Below are 18,165 nucleotides of genomic sequence, written 5' to 3' on the forward strand. Positions count from 1 at the left end.
TTTTCATTTAACGTAACAATAGAAAGATTCCCTATCTGCCGACAGCTAAGGTGTACCCATATCTTTTTAATCAAGCCACGAATTACACAAATTTACACGAATAAAACCTCAATATAATGGATAGCTCTCTACACTATTCATAATCACGAATCAGACTTTCAGTCTGTCTTTACAATCTAGACCCGATTTAATTCTATTATATTTCTGTACTTTAATTTATATTTAGAACCATTAGTGATAATTCGTGAAATTAGTGTCTATCCTTGTAAAATTATTATTTGATATGCAGCAATATTTGTGGGTACACCTTAGCTGCCGGCAGGCAGGAACGACTGATGAATCTAAATAATGTAGAATTAAAAAATTCCCTGTCTGCCGACAGCTAAGGTGTACCCATATCTTTTTAATCAAGCCACGAATTACACAGATTTACACGAATAAACCTCAATATAATGGATAGCTCTCTATACTATTCATAATCACGAATTAGACTTTCAGTCTGTTTTTACAATCCAAACCCGATTTAATTCTATTATATTCCTGCACTTTGATTTATTAATAAGTAAACTCAAGTTACTTATTTGTAAATAATTTAGAACTTACCATTAACCAAATTGTTGTTCTAATTTAATAGCTCCGGGAAATAAAATATTATTTTCCAAATGAATATGCAGGTGCAAATCTTTTTCAAATTCCTCTAACATAGCATACGCCACTCTATAAGTATTACAAGCATCTGCTGGAGGCGTATAGTTATTCGTTAATTTTGCAATCTCTCTAAAACGCACCCCTTCATTATCATGTTCGTCCTTCATCATAGCTATTGGGTTTTCAACCGTTCCAAAATGAGGCGCTTGTATTCCCGATTGACTAATAGTAGCATTAACCATCTTTTTCACAAATGGGAATAACACTAACTCTTCTTTTTTCATATGAGCTGCTAACTCCCCAGCCGAAGCCTTAAAGTGTTCGTTAATTTCAAATAACTCCGGGTGATTTTCTCCATGTACATTACAAAGCTTATCTAAAAATTGAAGCAATACAGGTACCTTTTTTGCCACATAACGATGGTGTGTTTTTTCAATATAATCAACCAACAAATCCAAAGGCCATGACTTATAATCTATATTCTGCCCTGTGGTTGAACTTAAAACATTTTGAAGTTTGCCTAGTAATTCAGATACATTTATATCATTTTTATCGCATACCTCTTCTACTGTTCTGTCTCCACGACAGCAAAAGTCTATACCATAGTTACTAAAAACTGCAGCAGTTCTAAAATCTTCGGCTACAAATTGTCCGATTTGTTTTTGTGAGTCTTTAAGCATAGTTTTCATAATCATTGTTTTTAATTCGGATAAATTTATCCTATTTATATTTAAATTTTTTTTACACTTTCAAAAATGAAGTTCCAGACTTAATCTTAAGAGCTAATTCTTCAAGATTCGTGTTTTCTAGCATAAATCTTAATTCCTCTCTAACAGATTTAAATTTATCATGAACAGGGCAAGGTCGCTTTTCATCGCAAGTATGAAGCCCTAACCCACAACCCTTATAGATAGAATCGCCGTCTATAGCATTTACAATATGAGCTAGCTTTACCGTATTAATTAAACGCTTTTCAATCTCGAAACCACCATGCGCACCTTTCGTGGAACTAATAACCTTATGCCTTACCAAATCTTGTAGGATCTTAGCAGTAAATGCCTCTGGAGAATCAATCTCCTTAGCAATAGCCTTAAGACTTACCCGATTACCCTTATTAGAATTAAGCGCAATAAAGATTGACGCTTTAATACCATATTCACAAGCCTTGGAAAACATATCTGGTTTAAATTTGGTACAAAATTAAGTTAAATTTTTAATTAGGACAAACTTATCCTAATTAAAAATTATTTCTAAACCATACTTTTTGCCATTCCCGTTTAAGAATTAAAAAAGAAACAGCTTCAGAGAGTTTTAAAATATCATCCCCGTCTAATGCTTTAATGTCTTTTTCGGGCACATCAATAATATAAAGCAGATTTAAATATTCGGTAAACTTTTCCTGAATAAGCTTATAAACCGCTTCATGAAGCAAAAGCTTTAAACTTGAAGGCAAAACATCTTCATGAAAATCCAAATCTATGTTCGCTAAAAGAAAGTCCTTATTAAGCTGAAGAATTAATTTCCTGTATAAATCCAATTGATTGGCTTCCTCAATGAGTTGATCGAAAGTAGATGGTAATTGCATTATACGTTTCTGTTCATTAAAGCATTACCAAAACTATATAAGAGTGCTTTTTTCTCTTCAGAAATAGCTAAAGACTCTAAAACCAAAAAGGCTTTATTAGTATAACTCTTAATCTCTTCTCTAGTGGCATTAGAAGCTCCAGAAGCATCAAATATTTGTTTAACAGTATCTATTTTTGCTGCATTATCCTCAGGAATTGTATTAAACAAGTCCCTCAATTTCATACGATCCTCACTAGCAGAAAATTCTAATGCCTTTATATATAAATAGGTCTTTTTGTTTTCAATTATATCACCCCCAACCTGTTTGCCAAATGTTTCCGGATTTCCAAAAGCATCTAAATAATCATCTTGCAATTGAAAAGCAATACCCAGATTACGGCCAAACTCATAAATATTATTTTGGTCGCTCTCTGAGGCATTAGCAACAATGGCACCCATCTTCATCGCTGCACCAACCAAAACAGCCGTTTTATATTCTATCATTTTTAAATACTCAGGAACTGTTACATCATTCCTAGTTTCAAAATCAACATCATATTGCTGGCCTTCGCAAACCTGAATAGCAGTTTTACTAAACAACTTGGCTAGCGATTGAAATGTACCAGCATCATAGTTTTCGAACAATTGATACGCCATAATTAACATGGCATCACCAGAAAGAATACCCGTGTTAATATCCCATTTTTCGTGCACGGTTTCCTGTCCACGACGTAAAGGGGCGTCATCCATAATATCATCATGAACCAACGAAAAATTATGAAACACCTCAATACTTAATGCCGCATCTAAGGCTTTTTTATAATCGCTATTAAAAACTTCGGTAGCCATTAAGGTTAAAACCGGTCGCAGCCGCTTACCACCCAACCCTAAGATATATTGAATAGGTTCATACAGGTTTTTAGGTTCCTTTAGTGTTGAATACTTTTTTAAATAAGCAACAAATTCTTCTTGGTATTTTTCTATTGAAAGCATAAAGCAAAAATAAATTAAATAGCATTATTAAAAAGTTTCCTTCGAAATTATATGTTAAAAAATTGTAAAACTTAGGAAACTTTTTTTGTTTTCAAAGTTTCCAGTCATATATTTGCACCCGATTATGAGAAAAAAAATTATAAATAAAGCGGCCGATTTATTCCTTACTCTAGGGTTTAAAAGTGTTACAATGGACGATATTGCTCAAGAAATGGGTATATCTAAAAAAACCATCTATGTACATTTTGCCAACAAAACCAAGTTAGTTGAAGCTGTAACGTTCGAACTATTTGAAACCATATGCGATGGTATCGATACCATATGCGAAGCTTCAAACAATCCTATCGAAGAATTATACGATATTAAAATGTTCGTGATGCATCATTTAAAAAATGAAAAATCATCGCCTCAATTTCAATTAAGAAAATACTATCCCCAAATACATGATGCCCTGAAAATTAAACAATTTGAAAAAATGCACGACTCGGTTAAAGAAAGCCTTCAAAAAGGGGTAGACACCGAATTGTTCAGGTCGAATATTAACGTAGATTTTATCTCCAGAATGTATTTTAATGGTATGACCGGTATAAAAGACGAGTCCATTTTTCCTAAGAAAATATATACCATGGAATACTTAATAGAAAGTTATTTAGAATATCATTTAAGAGCCATTGTTACCGACAAAGGCTTCAACATATTAAACAAGTTTATAACATCAAATCAATCATAAAATGAAAAACAAACTAATTTTAATATTTAGTTTATTATGTTCTATTGCCATGTTTTCCCAAGAAAACACCAAAAGCTTCTCTTTACAGGAAGCTATAGATTTTGCACTAGAAAATAACAGAACTGCAAAAAATGCGGCGCACGACATCAAGGCAGCCGAAAAACAAAAATGGGAAACTACTGCAACAGGGCTCCCTCAAATAAGTGCAAGCATAGATTATCAAAACTTTTTAAAGCAACAGGTTTCTGTTATTCCGGCATTTATACTTCCTGAAGATGTACGAAATGAATTGGGACTTGAAACAGATGACCAATTCCCCACTGTTTTTGGTGCAAGACAAAGCATGAATGCTTTTGCCAAAGTAGATCAGAAAATTTTTGACGGTTCGTACTTGGTTGGTTTGCAATCGGCTAAAGTGTTTTTAGAAATCTCTAAAAATGCTAAAGAAAAAACCGATTTAGAAGTTAGAAAAGCTGTTGTTAACGCTTATGGCAATGTTTTATTAGCCGAAGAAAGCGTTAAGATTTTAGAACGTAACATCGACGTTTTAAAGAAAAACCTCAACGAAACCACAAAAATATACGAAAATGGTTTAGGTGATGAAGAAAGTGTGGAACAGTTACAAATTACATTGTCTGGCTTGGAAAGTAATTTAAACAATACCACGCGCTTAAAAACCTTATCGTACCAAATGCTTAATATCACGCTGGGTACAGAAATAGACTCCAATACCATCTTAACCGATAATTTAGAAAGCTTAACAGCAAAAAATATTATTTTAGAGTTAATTGAAGCTGAAGAAAATATAGAAAACAATATCGATTTTAAAATTGCAGAAAACGATAAAGTTTCAAAAGAACTCCTTTTAAAATTAGAGAAAAGTAAAGCGTTACCAACTTTAAACGCCTTTCTTAATGCTGGTTATTCTACTTTTGGAAGTGATTTCGTTTTTACGGACAGCAAGCAAAAATGGTTCGGATCATCGCTATTTGGTGTAAGTATGAACATCCCTATTTTTAGCTCTGGAGGAAGAGGTGCGGCTACCCAAAGAGCCAGAATTAACCTTGAAAAAGCAAAAGAAGATTTAACAGAAACCCAACAAAAGTTGAAACTTCAAATAGCAAAAGCAAAAAGCGACTATCAATTTGCCATTGAAGATTACGATAACAAAAAACAAAATTTGAATTTGGCAGAACGTATTGAAAAAAAGAATCAAACCAAATTCTTTGAAGGTATTGCTTCAAGTTTCGAGTTAAGACAAGCACAAACACAATTATACAGTTCGCAACAAGAGTTTCTACAAGCTATGCTTGACGTGATAAATAAAAAAGCTGAGCTAGAAACAGCATTAAACACTATTAACAATTAATCAATCAATAAAATGAAAAAAATATATTCACTATTAATCGTAACACTTGTTTTATCATCTTGTGGAGCCGATAAAAAAATGTCTGTAGAAGATATTATAGCATCTGGTAACTTAGAACAGATAAGACAAAAGAAATCTGAATTAGATGCTTCTGCCCAAGAAATCTCTGCACAACTAAAACAATTGGAATTAGAAATTAAAAAACTTGATCCACAAGAAAGAGTTCCTTTAATAACCAGCTTTAAAGCAAAAGAAGCCGTGTTTAATCACTTCGTAGAATTACAAGGAAGCGTAAACACAAAACAAAACCTGGTAATTTATCCTGAGTTTTCTGGAACGCTAACAAGGGTTTACGTTAAAGAAGGCCAAAAAGTTGTTAAAGGACAAAAATTGGCAAAAATTGATGATGGAGGTTTAGGCCAGCAATTGGCACAACTACAAATTCAAGCTGATTTAGCCAAAACAACTTTCGAGCGTCAAGAACGTTTATGGAATCAAAAAATAGGAAGCGAAATTCAATACTTACAAGCCAAATCGACTTACGAGGCGCAACAAAGAGCTGCTAATCAATTACAGCAACAGGTTGGAAAAACAGTGGTTCGCGCACCTTTTTCTGGTACTATCGACGATGTTATTACAGAACAAGGAAGTGTAGTTGCTCAAGGGCAATCTCAACTTTTTAGAATTGTAAATCTTCGTGATATGTATATTGAAACCGATGTACCAGAACGTTACATTTCTAATATAACGCCAGGTAAGGATGTTCAGGTAGAATTTCCAATACTTGGAAAAAAGGTAGATGCAAAAGTTCGCCAAGCAGGTAATTTTATAAACCCAGCAAATCGAACGTTTAAAATTGAAGTTGCCGTTTCAAATAAAGACAAAACTATAAAGCCCAATTTAACGGCTAAGCTTAAAATTAACGATTACAAAAACGAAAAAGCCATATTAATACCTCAAAGTATTATTTCTGAAAATGCAGAAGGTCAACAATATGTATACATTGTAACCGATAAAGTTGAAAACAAAGCAAAAGCAAAGCGGGTTATTATTGAAACTGGAAAAACACAAGGAGACGACATTGAAGTACTTTCTGGTTTAGAAAATGGTACTGAGATTATTGATGAAGGTGCTAGAAGTGTTAAAGATGGACAACAGGTTAAAATACAAGCTGTAGAATAATCAAACTAATTTTGAAGACTAATGAGTAAAAATTTAAAACAAAAGAAAGTAGATAAAGAGTTTGGTTTTTCATCATGGGCAATTAACAATAAAACAACCATGTATGTTTTAATTGCTTTAATCTTATTTCTTGGAGCTGGCGCTTATTTTAGTATGCCCAGAGAAAGTTTCCCCGAAATTAAAGAAACCAAAATCTATATTAGTTCTGTATATCCTGGAAATACCGCCGAGGATATTGAAAAACTGATAACCGATCCCATTGAGGACAAGCTAAAAACAGTTAGTAATGTTGTTGAAATCACATCAACATCTCAAGAAGACTATTCTATTATTATTGTAGAATTCGATGAGAATATTTCTGTTGATGCAGCCAAACAAAAAGTAAAGGACGAAGTAGATACAGAAACTTCGGGTGAAGATTGGCCAACATTTAATGGCGCTAAAGTCGAGCCTAATATTTTCGATTTAAGCATGTCTGAAGAAATTCCGATCCTTAATATTAATATTTCTGGAGATTATCCGATTGATAAATTAAAGGAATATGGAGAATATCTGGAAGATGAAATTGAAAGCTTACAAGAAATTAAGCAAGTAGATATTCGTGGTGCACAGGAAAAAGAAGTAGAGGTTGCTGTAGACATATACAAGATGATGGCTGCCCAAGTAAGTTTTGACGATGTTATAAATACTATTAGCAGAGAAAACGTAACCATGTCTGCAGGTAATTTAATTACAAGTGGGCAGAGACGTACTATTAGAATCATTGGAGAAATTGATACGCCAAACGAACTTGAAAGCTTTGTAGTAAAATCTGAAAAAGGCAATTCTATTTATCTAAAAGATATTGCTCAAGTTACCTTTAAAGATGAAGACAAAACGACTTATGCCAGAGAATTTGGAGCGCCAGTTGTGATGCTAGATGTTAAGAAACGTGCTGGAAAAAATATGGTGGCTGCGGCAGAGCAAATAGATGTTATTATTAAAGAGGCTGTCGAAAATGTATTTCCTCCAGATTTAACAGTTACCGTAGCGAACGACCAATCTTCAAAGACCATAGGGCAGGTTGATGATTTAGTAAACAACATTATATTTGGTATCATTCTCGTAGTAACTGTTTTAATGTTCTTTTTAGGGTTTAAAAATGCCTTATTTGTTGGTTTTGCTATCCCTATGTCCATGTTTATGTCCCTCATGGTTTTAAATACTTTAGGCTATACCATGAATACCATGATTCTTTTCGGACTTATTATGGGGCTTGGAATGCTGGTTGATAATGGTATTGTTGTTGTTGAAAACGTGTATCGTTTAATGAGCGAAGAAGGTATGACCCGTACAGAAGCAGCAAAAAAAGGTATTGGTGAAATCGCCTTCCCTATTATTATATCTACGGCAACAACAATAGCTGCATTTATACCTTTAGGTTTATGGCCAGGGGTTATGGGACAATTCATGATATATTTTCCTATTACCCTATCTGTTGTATTAGGTTCATCATTGTTTGTGGCCATCTTCTTTAACTCCGTTATGGTATCTCAATTTATGACTACTGAGGATAAAGAAATGCCTTTAAAAAACATCATTAAAATCTCTGCCATTGTAGGAGGTATTGGTTTATTTATCATGCTTGTTGGAGGAAGCTACAGAGGCTTGGGAACTTTAATGATAGTAACTGTTATTTTACTTTGGTTATATCGTTTATTCCTAAGAAGTTGGGCTAATGGATTCCAAAATTATGTATTACCTAAATGGGAACGTTTTTACGAAAGAACACTTCGTGCGGCATTAAGTGGAAGAAAACCAATTGTTATTAGCATAGGAACATTTATTTTACTTATTATAACCTTTATGGGCTTCGGAATGTCTGTAGGAAGCCAACGTACAAAACTTGAGTTTTTCCCAGACAATACACCAAATCAAATTATTGTTTACATTGAATACCCTGAAGGTACAGACATTGAAAAAACCAATGCGATTACCAATGATATTGAAAAGCGTGTTTATAAAATTATAAACGAAGAAACTTATATGCATGGTGATTTTAATTTCTTAACCGAAAGTGCCGTTTCTCAAGTTGGCGCAGGTGCAGGGAATCCGCAAACCGATGGTGGTTCACAAGCAGAAATGCCTCATCGTGGTAAAATAACAGCTACCATGCGTGAATACAAATTTAGAGATGGTGCCGATAGTAATATACTTCTTAAAAAAGTACAAGAAGATTTAAAAGGAATCTACCCTGGGGTAAGTATTTCTGTAGAAAAAGATCCAGTAGGCCCTCCTGCTGGTTATCCAATCAATATTGAACTAGAAGGTAACGATTATTCTGAGCTTATTGCAACCGCAGAAAAAATGCGCGATTTTATCAATTCGAAAAATATTCAAGGTATTGATGAATTGAAAATTGATGTAAATAAGTCGAAACCATCTATGCAGGTTCAGGTAGACCGAAAAAAAGCCGGAGAATTGGGTGTAACTTCTGGTCAAGTAGGAACACAATTGCGTAATTCAATATTTGGAGCTAAAGCCGGTATTTATAAAGAAAATGGTGAAGACTATGATATTTATGTACGTTTTAATGAAGAAAACAGATATAATACAAGTGCTATTTTTAACCAGAAAATAACTTTTAGAGATCCTGCTAATGGACAAATAAAAGAAATCCCTGTTTCTACAGTGGCTAAACAAAATAATACTTCTGGTTTTAGCGCCATAAAACATAGAGATGTTACACGTGTTGTAACATTATACTCTGCATTGGCGCCTGGATTCATCGATGCTGCAGCTATAGTGTCACAAATTCAAAACGAAATGCAAGGGTTTTCGGAAAAACCTAATAATGTTAAAATTGATTATACGGGTCAAATTGAAGAGCAGGAAAAGCAACAAAACTTTCTTAATGGAGCCTTTTTGGCTGGTTTAGGGTTAATATTCTTTATTCTAATTTTTCAATTTAACTCTGTTTCTAAACCGGGAATCATCATGCTTGCTATATTTTTAAGTTTAATAGGTGTTTTTGGTGGTATTTTAATAACAGGCAGTTCCTTCGTAATTATGATGACCATGATGGGTATTATTTCGCTGGCTGGTATTGTTGTAAATAACGGTGTGGTACTCTTAGATTATACACAACTCTTAATTGATAGGAAAAAAGTAGCACACGATTTGGAAGATGACCAGTATCTGGAAAATCATGATCTGTTAGAGGCCATCATTAAAGGAGGGAAAGCACGTTTACGCCCAGTACTACTAACTGCAATTACAACCATTTTAGGTTTAATACCGTTAGCAACCGGACTAAACATAAACTTCTTTACTTTATTTACAGAGTTTAACCCTCACATATATATGGGAGGTGATAATGTAATTTTCTGGGGACCTCTAGCCTGGACAGTTATATATGGATTATTTGTTGCCACATTCTTAACACTAATAGTAGTTCCAATACTGTTTTATTTAGTAACCAAATTTAAAATGTGGTTGTATAGTAACAGAGTGGCAAAATATTCAGAAAACAAACTAAAAGAAGCTTTGAGCACAAATAATGAGCCTCAAGAAGTTTTAAATATGGATAAAGGATTAGATTAATTTCTAATCTAACTAAAACAACTTGAAATATAGTTGTTACCGTTATCCTTTAATCTCATTTAAAGGATTGATTAATAGCAGAAAAGCCTCAACATTATGTTGGGGCTTTTCATTTTATTTAAATAATAACGTGAATCTTGCTTAAGAATTCAAGGTGTTCCTCCCTTTTAAAAAGGGAAGTGGATCCCGATGTAATCGGGATTCGGAGGGTTATATTTGTTTGTTATTTTTAATGAAACTCCTCTTTCTTCCTATTTTTATCAAAATCGAAATTCATTCTCTTCTTTAATTTAAAGAGGAGAGCACTGTGACTGTAAAAAAATAGTTCTGAAACAAGTCTGGGACACACACCGACATAAATTCTCTTATCCAAGTTTACGTTAATAATAAGTAAATATATTATTGTCCTTCGTTTTGAGGAATTGGGAATTGATTAGGCACTGGTGATAAATCACCAGCTCTATCATAATCCTGGTTTATATCAGCCAATCTTCCAAAACGTCTCATATCAACCCAACGATGGCCTTCTCCAAATAGCGAATAACGTCTTTCATATATTATCCTGTCTTCGTCAACATTTCCTGCTCCAACAGCACCTAAACCTGCTCCAGCTCTTATAAAATCAATGGCCGCTTCCGCCTCTCCCGGATTAGAAGTCATATTAGCTTCAGCATACAACAAAAGAAGCTCTTCATTTCTTATCAACCCTACTGGAGTAGTATTAGATTCATACAACAATACATCATGTGTTCCGCACATACCTGCCAGGCACAATTCTGGATCTGTTCCGCTTCTTATAACAGCCTTATTAATTCGTGTATCTCCTGCTTCAAAAGAAGCTGGATCAAGAAAATCCGGATAAACCAATCTAGCCCCATCTGTCGAAGAAGGTAGTGCGTTAAATAATGGATTTAATTGATCTGCTCCGGCTGCTGAATATCTTAGATATGCTCCAGCGTTCAAATCTGCTCCCGCCTCCATGTTCATAAAAGAATCGGCAAGAGCACTTAATACTTTAGCATGATCACCTTGATACATTGCAACTCTGGCTGCAATAGCTCTATTAAATTCAGAATAAGAAACTCCTAGAGTATTAGGCTCAACTTCTCCTGCTGTTGTTATATCGGTAAAACCTGAATCCAAAAGCCCCATAATGGTTGTTAGTGCATCATCATAATTTTCAAAAGGTCCTAAATTATCTGGATCAGACACTTCTGTTCTAATACCATTTTGATACACCATATTTAAAACAGATAGTAACTCGTGGGCTTTAATCGTATTAGCAAACCCTCTTATAGCAACTATTTCATTTTCTGTAAATACGATTTTTGTACTTTCTGCTTCTAAACTTTCTAATAACAAATTACATGCTTTAACTGTAGCATACCGTTCTGAATATGGATTATTTATAAAAAATGATCCGTTACTTAACAATCCTGCTGCCAATTCTGTACCCCATCCCGGATCGGAACTTTGAAGCACCCAATATTCTCTCCCTAACACAGACATGACATCACGCTGTGTACTCATTCTATCTCTCATATTTGATAAAATCCCAGCAACTACCTGTGGAAGTTCTGTCTTTGAAAGCCCTTCGGAAATTGAAGTCGTTTGAGCCCCATTTAAACTTTGCCCTTCTTCTAGAGTACATGAAGAAGTAAGTCCTATAGCTAGGACTAAGGCTAATGTCTTTATTTTATTTGAAATTCTCATATTATTCTTTTTTTAATATTAAAGTCCGACTGACAGATGAAACATGTATCTTTTTGATGACGGAAATGGTGCCACCTCTATACCAATACCTGCCGCCGCAGAACCAAAATTCGATACCTCAGGATCGTAACTATCATAATCGAAAACATTGATTAGGTTTCTACCTGAAAAACCTAACTTAACGTCTGAAACATTATCTCCAAACCATTTATTCAAAGCCCCTTTTGGAACGTTATAATATAACCCAACTTCTCTTAGTTTTAAGTAACTAGCATCTTCTATATATGCATTTGTACCAGCTTCAAGAGATGAAAGTCTATAAAACCCATTTGGTGTTTTACCTTCCGGATCTAAAGTAAGGTCATCCCAATCATGACTTGTTCCCGAGTCATCTGTAAGAAGACGTGTTAAGTTTACATTTTCCCCTCCTTTCTTCCAATGCCAAAAAAACGATAAAGTGAAATCCTTATACTTAAAATTATTATTAAAAGACATCTGGAAATCTGGTTCAGAATCACCAAAAGTAGCAACATTGCCATCTGAATCATTTCCTGCGATTTGAGTAGCACTCTTACCTTCTTCAATTCTAAAAGTACCTAAACTAGTACGAAATCCTTGGGTATTAAACGGGTTCACGTTTAACTTGGTGATTTCGGATGTGTTTTTAAAGAAAATAACACCTGTATCCCATGTAAAATCCCCTTTGTCAAAAACACTTCCATTCAATGCTATTTCTACCCCTCTATTCTCTAATTCACCAGCATTAGCCCAGCGAAATGAAAACCCCGAAGACGCTTGATTATCTGCAGAAAGAATTAAATCCTCTACATCTTTTTTATAATAAGTGAATTCTAAAAACAAACGTTTGTTAAATAACCCCATATCAAACCCAAACTCCAGTTCTTTTTGTCTTTCTGGTTTTATTGTCGGATCACCAAGTGTATTAGATGTTATAATTCCAGCAAAGGGTTTACCATCACCTGGTCTGGTAATTAGTGTATTTAAATAACGTGTAAATAAAGCCCCATTAGGCGCAAAATTTCCTGCTTCACCATATGCCGTTCTAAGTTTTAGTTCCATGTCTTCAGGCAAAGTAAATAGTTTGTGTAATTTAACAGCTACTGATGCCTTAGGGTAATAAAAGAGTTCATTAGCATCACCATTATTTGATGATTTATCACCTCTTATTCCTAACGTTCCAATAATTTTGTCTTGATAATTTATTTCTTCTTGAATGAAAAACCCAAAATCTTCCTGTTCTAATCTGGTTTGAGAGACTGCTACATTAGTGGATTGATCTACATTTGATTCTGAACCAATGAGACCGTTTGAAGTAACTCTAACCGTATTTTGCAAAAACTGATTATTAGTAAGTCCTACCTGAGTTTTAAAACTGATTTCATTGTTATTCAAATAATTATGAACCAAAAAAGCAGAATAATTAGCATCAGTATTTTTAGTTGTTCCATCTGAAGTTAATCCATCTAGAGGCAATACACCAGTATTTGGGTTCATAAATTGTAAATCTCTAGGAAAAAAAACAGTCGTCTTAAGCGTATACGTATCTACCCCTGCATTTATAAATAATTTCAGACTTTGCTTATCATTACTAAATAAGTTAACATCTAAACCTGCTCCTGCAATAATCCTACTAACATCTTCATTGTTAGTCATCACATCACGCGTATGAATTGGGTTTGAACCTCCATTCTGATTATCTGGATAAATTCCATTAACTGGGAAAAAATCATCCCAGGGTCTAGAAAATAAAGTTGCAAAACCAATGGTTGTTCCATTATTTTCGTTGTTAAAAAAGCCTCTATCAGCACTTGAAGTAACATAATTACCAGAAAGGTCAATTTTAATATTCTCCGTTATCTTATGATCTACATTTAACCTAAATGATTTTCTTCCTGCACCTGTTCTTTTAACAATACCCTCCTCTTCATTACTTGTAAAACTTGCAAAAAAGGATGTTTTTTCACTTCCTCCTGAAGCACTGAGATTAGTGTTCGTAATAAAGCCTTTTTCTCCATATATTTCCTTTTCCCAATCAACCAATCTACCTGCTGTTTGTGCAGCCGTAAACAATGCACCTGCACCTGCGCGACCGCCTATACCTGTTATGGGGTCACCATTTTCAGCTAATTCGGCATTCCATTTTCTAGTTCCTAATAAATTTACGGCTTCATTCCACCCTAAGGCTTGAGAAAATTTAATTTTTGTTTTTCCTTGCTTACCTCTTTTAGTAGTAATAATAACAACCCCTGCCGCAGCACGAGCCCCATAAATCGCAGAAGCAGAAGCTCCTTTTAATATCTCGATATTCTCAATATCGTCTGGATTAATATCGGCAATTCTGTTAGAAGCATTATCCTGAGAATCATTTGTTGTAGCTCCGCCACCGGCAGCACCAGATACTTCGTTTAGTCCTCCTGCAAATACACTATTATTATTTACATAAACACCATCAACAATATATAAAGGTTGTCCGTTGGCATTAATGGAAGTTACTCCTCTTAACTTAACCGAGATACCTCCACCTGGTGCTCCCGAAGCCTGTGTGATTTGAGCTCCCACAAATTTACCTGCCATGGCACCATCTAAAGTTTGCGGTGGGGTTCGCCCTGCCAAATCATCTGCAGAAATGCTTGCTACCGCATTTGCAGCATTAGTCCGTTTAATTGAGGATGCCAAACCTGTAATAACGACTTCCTCTAAAGATTCTGCCGATTCTTGTAAAGTAACATTTACGGTTCCTGCTTGCCTTACAACTTCTTCAAGAGTTTCAAATCCTAAAGAAGAAAACTCTAATGTAACAGGAAAACTGCTAACATTTATACTGTAACGCCCATCAAAATCTGATGTTGCTCCAATATTAGTTCCTTTAATAATAATGTTTGCCCCTGCTAAAGGCAAATTTGTTGCTCCATCTGTTATTGTTCCCGAAATTTGCTGCGTAAAAGCCATTATGGGAATAAAAAATAACAAGGTTAGGAGCAATTTAATTTGTAAAAAATTGCTCATTGTATAATTTTTATTTGAATTAGTCATCGTAAAAGTCAATGACAAAACTTACTCCTAAAGGATAATGAATTGTACTAGAGGGATTTAATCAAAGAAAGTCGTCAGATTATTCATTCAAAATATTATACAAAAAAGCTCCATGAAAATTTCATGGAGCTTATAAAGCATGTTTTTTATTTTTTACTTCAGTTTAAAACTTAATCTGGCAAACAGAAAACGCCCGCCTATACCAAATTGCTGTGCGCGTCTGGACCAATCAAAACGGCCACTACTTCTATTGGTTCCTCCATCGGAAAAAACCTCGGCAGCTCTATCTGGATAAACATCTAATAGATTGTTAGCTCCAATGGTTAATGTTAAGCTTTCTGAAGCTTTATAACCAAGAGATAAATCGGTAACTAGTTTGGTTCCAAAAACCTGTTGCCTGTCTACATTTGTAGTCGCTTCTGTAACCTCTCCAAAATACACATTTCTTAAAAACACATTAAATTTCCCTGCCGTTAAATTGTTGGTTAAATTCACCTTCGTTCTCGGCACAGCTTCTTCGAGATAAACCCTGCTGTCTTCTGGAAAATAAGTACCTACTTTGCCGGCTCTCTCTAACAAATCTGATGCTTTTATATCACCTACTTTTTTTGTTTTGGAAAATGTTCCTGAAAGATCTGATTTTAAGCTCATATCTGTTCCTATATTCGCCTTGTGCGTAATAACAATGTCTAATCCTTTAGACTCTGTATCGATGGCGTTTGCAAAGAAAGCGGCTCTGGAAGCATTTGCCTGAGTTAATAGATTGAACAACTCTAATTGTGGTCCTGAATACACAGGAGGCACACCTCCTGTACCAGTGCCTGCATCTGGAGTTGGCGCAAACTGGCCTGTATAAACAACACGATCATCAATGGCCACAAAATAACCATCAACAGTTATAGTTAAATTGGCATCTGGCACTTTAGCTGTAAAACCTAAACTTACACTTTTAGAAGTTTCTTCCTTTAATTGCGGAATTCCAAGTAACTGTGCTGCTCTACTATCATTAGAAAAAGTTCCTACTTCTTGTGGATCTCCGTTTTGATCAAATATGGTAGATGTAGAATTAAAGTTTAACTGATGTAGTGAAGGTGCTCTAAAACCAGTATTTAAGGCTGCTCGAATATTAATATTTTCATTTGCTTTAAACAAGGTGGCTAACTTAAAGTTGATTGTAGAACCAAAATCTGAATAGTTTTCAAAACGTGTTGCAAAGCTCGCTAAAAATGCTTCCGAAAAATCTGCCTCTAAATCAAAGTACCCTGCTACACTACTACGTCCTCTGGATAATTCATTATTAGGACTAAACCCAGGAAATACCTGAGAACCGCCAGGTCTGGAATCACCAAAAAAATCTTCCGCTGGATTTTGTGTTGATAACGTAATCACTTGTCCGTCTGCCGTATATTGCGCATAAGATGCTTCTTCTCCTGCTTCAATTTCATAATTTTCTAATCTGTATTCTGCTCCAAACGCGACATTAAGTCCATCAAGAATACCATCATAAAATTTATTAATATCGAGATTGACTGTATTCTGCATAAAATTGAAACCACCAGCATCAAATGTTGTTGGAGATGCATTTTGTTGTGATGCATTAAAGGTATTACCTATAGTGTATAAAAAGGCATTCTTCCCCCAGGTATTACTTAAATCGACATTCCAATCATTTATTTTACCTCTTATTCCAACAGCTAGAGATTTGTCTGAAATTGTTGAATTAATCTCAGGTAAAAACCCATTAATGTAAGCTGGAGTATAGGTTCTACTTTGGTTCGGCAATCTGTAGAACCCGGCTGAATTTCCTTTTCTTGAACTTGCTCCTGCAAAAGAATAAAATTCGGTACCATTGTCATCCAACGGCAACGATAAGTTAGCAAAAAACCGTCCTCCCCTTACTTCTGATTGACCAACACGCATGTTAAAATCACTCCTCACTAATCCTCTGGCTGCTAATTCCGCATCGGTATTATCGGCATTTAAAATAGTCCGCAAATCTGCTTTAGTGCTCGCTCCTCCTAAATTAATACCGGCTGCATTGGCATATTGTATAACGTCTGCTACATCATCATCCAACAGATCCGATAAATTATAACCATCATTATTTGCAAATCGTTCAACTGTGTTATACAGATTGAAAACATTTCCTTCCCATGATTTCATTCTACTGTAGTCTTCTCTAAAATCGAAATCTCCGGTAAAATTTATGAACCCTCCATTTTCACCCAAAGGCACCCCATAATTAGCACTAATATTAACAGTTTCTCCATCAACACCTCCGGTTTGATTATTTGCATTTTTAGCAAAATGTGCTCCAGTAGTCACGTTTAAAGCAAGCGTATTTACCTCCTGACTTAAAACAATATTGATAACTCCCGCTATAGCATCCGATCCGTACTGCGCAGCTGCTCCATCACGCAATACCTCCAATCGCTGAATGGCTGCAGATGGTATGGCATTTAAATCGGTTCCTACACTACCACGACCAAAAGTTCCGTTAACATTAATTAAAGAAGAGTTATGTCTTCGTTTTCCATTGATTAATACAAGTACTTGATCTGGTCCTAAGCCTCTCAAAGATGCAGGATCTATATGATCGGTACCATCGGAAATGGTTTGGGTATTCGATGTAAATGATGGTGCCACAAAATTCAAGATTTGATTTAAATTAACTTGTGGTGCTTGCGATGTAAGTTCGGAAACATCAATCACATCAACAGGAACTGGTGTATTTACTGCTGTTCTATTTGGGTTTCTCGACCCGATTAATATAACTTCGTCTAAAGCAACGCCTTCTTCGAGTTTTATTATAATGCTTTGGGAGGCAGAAGATACGGTAACCTCTTGGGTATCGTATCCTACCGAAGACACCACCAAAACTACTGGAAAGTTCTCTACGGTTAAACTAAAATTCCCATCAAAATCTGAAACCGCCCCTGTAGCGGTTCCTTTAATAATAATATTTGCCCCAGGTAAGGACAAATTCGTCGCAGCATCTGTTATAGTTCCCGAAATCTGCTGAGTAAAAGCAATTGAGGGTAAAATAAGTAACAAAGCCAGAATTTTAAATTGTAAAAGTTTGCTCATAATGTTGTTTTTTATTTGAATTAGTCTTCTTAAATATCCAAAAAAAATACGAATACTCATAGTTATTAAGTCAGAAAAACCATATTTTAATAAAAAACAAGAGCAATCCTTAAGAATACAACAAATTCACTTTTACTTAAATCTTTGTAAAAAAGGTTACACTACAAAGTAATATCTTTATAAATTTGCAATCTGTTTAATGCATTAGGTTCACCGTTCAATTAACCTAGAATAGAGGTGA

11 protein-coding genes are annotated in these 18,165 nt (G+C 34.9%); 4 read left to right on the forward strand and 7 right to left on the reverse strand.

Annotated elements, in window-relative coordinates:
* Positions 1 to 605: 605 nt before the first annotated feature.
* The 4 genes from ric to C1H87_RS09975 form a co-directional block, all read right to left on the reverse strand.
* Positions 606 to 1,337 (reverse strand): iron-sulfur cluster repair di-iron protein, encoded by a 732-nt coding sequence (gene ric / locus C1H87_RS09960; protein ID WP_102758232.1) that lies wholly within the window; start codon positions 1,335 to 1,337, stop codon positions 606 to 608.
* A gap of 52 nt (positions 1,338 to 1,389) precedes the next feature.
* Positions 1,390 to 1,824, reverse strand: a complete 435-nt coding sequence (locus C1H87_RS09965) for an RrF2 family transcriptional regulator (protein WP_102755661.1) — start codon at positions 1,822 to 1,824, stop codon at positions 1,390 to 1,392.
* 61 nt (positions 1,825 to 1,885) lie between these two features.
* Complete coding sequence (locus C1H87_RS09970) at positions 1,886 to 2,233, reverse strand: hypothetical protein (RefSeq protein WP_102755662.1); 348 nt, start codon at positions 2,231 to 2,233, stop codon at positions 1,886 to 1,888.
* Positions 2,233 to 3,207: a polyprenyl synthetase family protein gene (locus tag C1H87_RS09975; RefSeq protein WP_102755663.1), complete on the reverse strand. Its 975-nt coding sequence runs from the start codon at positions 3,205 to 3,207 to the stop codon at positions 2,233 to 2,235. Before C1H87_RS09975 ends, C1H87_RS09970 begins: the two co-directional genes overlap by 1 nt.
* Before the next feature lie 124 nt (positions 3,208 to 3,331).
* Here C1H87_RS09975 and C1H87_RS09980 point away from each other — a divergent pair, with 124 nt between their 5' ends.
* Genes C1H87_RS09980 through C1H87_RS09995 form a run of 4 tightly spaced genes read left to right on the forward strand, consistent with a single transcriptional unit; the run spans position 3,332 to position 10,070 of the window.
* Positions 3,332 to 3,937 (forward strand): TetR/AcrR family transcriptional regulator, encoded by a 606-nt coding sequence (locus tag C1H87_RS09980; protein ID WP_102755664.1) that lies wholly within the window; start codon positions 3,332 to 3,334, stop codon positions 3,935 to 3,937.
* A 1-nt stretch (position 3,938) separates the two neighbouring features.
* Positions 3,939 to 5,306, forward strand: coding sequence for a TolC family protein (locus C1H87_RS09985; protein WP_199769351.1), 1,368 nt, complete (start codon positions 3,939 to 3,941; stop codon positions 5,304 to 5,306).
* Positions 5,307 to 5,318: 12 nt separating this feature from the next.
* Positions 5,319 to 6,488 (forward strand): efflux RND transporter periplasmic adaptor subunit, encoded by a 1,170-nt coding sequence (locus C1H87_RS09990; RefSeq protein ID WP_102755665.1) that lies wholly within the window; start codon positions 5,319 to 5,321, stop codon positions 6,486 to 6,488.
* Positions 6,489 to 6,509: 21 nt separating this feature from the next.
* Positions 6,510 to 10,070, forward strand: a complete 3,561-nt coding sequence (locus tag C1H87_RS09995; protein WP_102755666.1) for an efflux RND transporter permease subunit — start codon at positions 6,510 to 6,512, stop codon at positions 10,068 to 10,070.
* Positions 10,071 to 10,469: 399 nt separating this feature from the next.
* Here the strand turns inward: C1H87_RS09995 and C1H87_RS10000 are convergent, their stop codons facing one another.
* The 3 genes from C1H87_RS10000 to C1H87_RS10010 all read right to left on the reverse strand — a co-directional run bounded on the left by C1H87_RS10000 (position 10,470) and on the right by C1H87_RS10010 (position 17,924).
* Entirely contained in the window at positions 10,470 to 11,783 is a 1,314-nt protein-coding gene (locus C1H87_RS10000) for a RagB/SusD family nutrient uptake outer membrane protein (protein WP_102755667.1), read from the reverse strand.
* 18 nt (positions 11,784 to 11,801) lie between these two features.
* Positions 11,802 to 14,810 carry a SusC/RagA family TonB-linked outer membrane protein gene (locus tag C1H87_RS10005; protein ID WP_199769352.1) on the reverse strand — a complete coding sequence of 1,003 codons (3,009 nt, stop codon included), beginning with the start codon at positions 14,808 to 14,810 and terminating at the stop codon, positions 11,802 to 11,804.
* 180 nt (positions 14,811 to 14,990) lie between these two features.
* A complete protein-coding gene (locus C1H87_RS10010; protein WP_102758235.1) occupies positions 14,991 to 17,924 on the reverse strand; it encodes a TonB-dependent receptor in 2,934 nt (977 codons plus the stop codon).
* Between the last annotated feature and the right edge of the window lie 241 nt (positions 17,925 to 18,165).

It is taken from the genome of Flavivirga eckloniae, assembly GCF_002886045.1.
In the GTDB taxonomy this organism is placed as follows: domain Bacteria; phylum Bacteroidota; class Bacteroidia; order Flavobacteriales; family Flavobacteriaceae; genus Flavivirga; species Flavivirga eckloniae.